This is a genomic window from Nocardia sp. NPDC060220, from assembly GCF_042727815.1.
Taxonomy (GTDB): Bacteria; Actinomycetota; Actinomycetes; order Mycobacteriales; family Mycobacteriaceae; genus Nocardia.
The window spans coordinates 1-2,530 of sequence record NZ_JBHWZY010000933.1 but is presented as its reverse complement, the minus strand read 5'-3'; the positions used below and the strand labels follow the sequence as shown (position 1 = coordinate 2,530).

Here is a 2,530-nt window from a genome sequence, read left to right as displayed (position 1 = left end):
CCTCGAGGGTTTCCTTGGCCTTCTTGGCCTGCTTCTCCGGCGGCAGGAAACGCATGGTGCGCATGTTGTGCAACCGGTCGGCGACCTTGATCACCAGCACACGTGGGTCGCGGGCCATGGCGATGATCATCTTGCGGATGGTCTCGGCCTCGGCCGCCGCGCCCAGGTTGACCTTGTCGAGTTTGGTGACCCCGTCGACGAGGTGGGCGACTTCCTGCCCGAACTCTTCCTTGAGCTGCTCGAGGGAGTAGCCGGTGTCCTCGACGGTGTCGTGCAGCAGGGCCGCGACCAGGGTGGTCGTGTCCATGCCGAGCTCGGCCAGGATGTTGGCGACGGCGAGCGGGTGCGTGATGTAAGGGTCGCCGGACTTGCGGAACTGCTTGGCGTGGCGTTCGTCGGCGACGTCGAAGGCGCGCTGGAGCAGGCCGAGATTGGCCTTCGGGTACAGCTCGCGGTGGACGGTGGCCAACGGTTCGAGCACCGGCTTGACCGCCGCGATCCCCCGTTGACCGGTCATCCGCCGAGCCAGCCGCGCACGAACCCGCCGAGACGCCGAACTGGGCACCGAGGCTGTCGGGGACTGCTTGGCGGTTTCGGGGGTCTTCGCCGGTGCACCCTGGCTCGGCGTGGCGCCGGTGGATTCCTGCCCAACCTTCGCCTCGCCCAGTTGTCGAGTCATGCCACCACCTCTCACGCTGCATTCGGACCTTGTCGGCCGAGTGCTGCAACCGCCCAGGTCCTCACTTTAGTCCTCGTACCGACCTGGCGTTCGAGTCACCGGGGTCACAGGCCTGCGGCTAATCCGCCTCTTCGCGGTTTCTGCCGGTCGTTCCCGGGCAGCGTAGTGAGTTTCCGGGAGTGCGGATAGGTGTTCGACAGGTTCGGACGTCCCCGGCGCGTTACCCATCTCCCAGCGTGATCAGTGGTTTTGTTCGGGACCGAGTCGCGGATCCCGCCTGAGCGGGAGTGCCTGGGGGCCGAATCTGTCAGCGCTCATCGCCTGGCATCGGGCGGGTGCGGAGACTGTGGCCGTCGAGACGGCCGGGCGGGGCGGCGAGGAGGTCGAGGACGGTGGGCGTGAGGTCCACCAGGGTGTGGGCGCTGGTCACGGTGCCCGGGGTGAAGTCGGGGCCGCGGGCGATGACGAAGTTGGCGGTTTCGGCGGGGGTCTGGCCGCCGTGGCCACCGGCCGGGAGGTGGCCGTGGTCGGTGGTGACCAGGACGGTCCACTGTTCACGGGGACGAGCGTGCGCGCGCTGGTCGACCGCCGCGACGATCTGGCCGACGAGCGCGTCCACCCGGCGAATCGCGGCGAGATAGGCGCGGGACGCACCGCCGTGCCGGTGGCCCGCCAGGTCGATCTGGTCGAGGTGGGTGAAGACCAGATCGGGGCCGGAACGCTCGATCGCGGACACCACTTCGGTGGCGGTCGCGGCATCGGTGGCCGACTCGTCGGGATCGTCGACGACGGGTGCGGTGGTGAGGGCGATGTCGGCGCGCCGGTCACCGGTGGCGGCGATCGTCGCGATCTGGTGCCAGGTGCCGATGGATACCGTGTGCCGAGTGGGGTCGGCCCGTTCGATCCGGGTGAACACGCTCGGGTGCGCCAGGAACGGACTCGCGTCGAATTCGTTGTCGGTGATCCCGTGCTCAGTGTCCCACACCCCGGTCAGCGCGCTGGCCCACGACGGCCCGGAAATCGTGATGTGCCCCGCGATGGTCCCCTGCGACAGCAGCCCTTGCGCGGCGAGATGCCGCAATCGCGGTGCCTGTGCCGCATCGGCCTTGTCGAACATCAGCCCATCGATCCCGATGACGACGACCTTGTTCACCACCTCGCCCGCCCCGCGCCGCGGAGCACCGAACGCGGCCGCCGCGTCGACCCTCGCCCCCACGTCGTCGAACGCCGCTACCGAGCCTGCCGTCGATCCCACCAGCGGAATCGTCACCAACGCCGTCACCAGCGCTGCGAGCACTTTCGCCGGAGCCGACATCTCGCGCATGTCCTCACGATGCGGGATCGGCACCGACGCGGCGAGGCCGACGCGACGGTGTTCATCGACGTTTCATCGGCTTCGCACGCATCGGACGCCTCGCTGAACATCCCGCGAACGGGCGAGGCGAGTTCCGCCGCCTCGGCGCGCACGCCGAAATACTGCCGCAGGCAAGCGATCTCACCGATGGCGACACCGAGCGAGAGTCGGAAATCCGGTCGCCGGGGCTCAGTGTCCGTCGACGTCGAACGCCCACACCACAGCAGGCCGCCCGGTGGCTTTCACCCGGCGACGTTCACCGGTCCGGCCGAGCCCTGGAATCGCGGCGAGCGTGCGGTTGAGGTTGGCCGGGTCGGGACGAGTGCCGTGGAGGGAGGTACTGAGATCGACCGCGCGGGTGGCGGGAAACTCGGTGCCCGCCAGTGCCCGGGTGAGCGTCGGGTCCTTCCACAGAAGTCCGGCCAGCAACGCACGACTGGTATCGACGATGCGATTGTGGTCGAACGCCAGCGGCGGGACCTCGTCGAAGCCCACCC

Annotated in this window: 2 protein-coding genes and 1 pseudogene; all 3 read right to left on the bottom strand. The window is 68.9% G+C overall.

Annotation, left to right across the window (positions count from 1 at the left end; translation table 11 throughout):
• A partial coding sequence (locus tag ACFWF3_RS31905; RefSeq protein ID WP_379317510.1) for an HD domain-containing protein occupies positions 1-679 on the bottom strand: 679 nt, incomplete at its 3' end.
• Positions 680-986: 307 nt separating this feature from the next.
• A complete protein-coding gene (locus ACFWF3_RS31900) occupies positions 987-2,003 on the bottom strand; it encodes an alkaline phosphatase family protein (RefSeq protein ID WP_379317508.1) in 1,017 nt (338 codons plus the stop codon).
• Between the two features lie 219 nt (positions 2,004-2,222).
• Positions 2,223-2,530: pseudogene (locus ACFWF3_RS31895) on the bottom strand (NUDIX hydrolase); the annotation flags it as partial.

What these genes read in the sequence shown, in the direction of transcription:
- ACFWF3_RS31900 (WP_379317508.1), bottom strand. Translation starts at nt 2,003, where the DNA reads ATGCGCGAGATGTCGGCTCCGGCGAAAGTGCTCGCAGCGCTGGTGACG.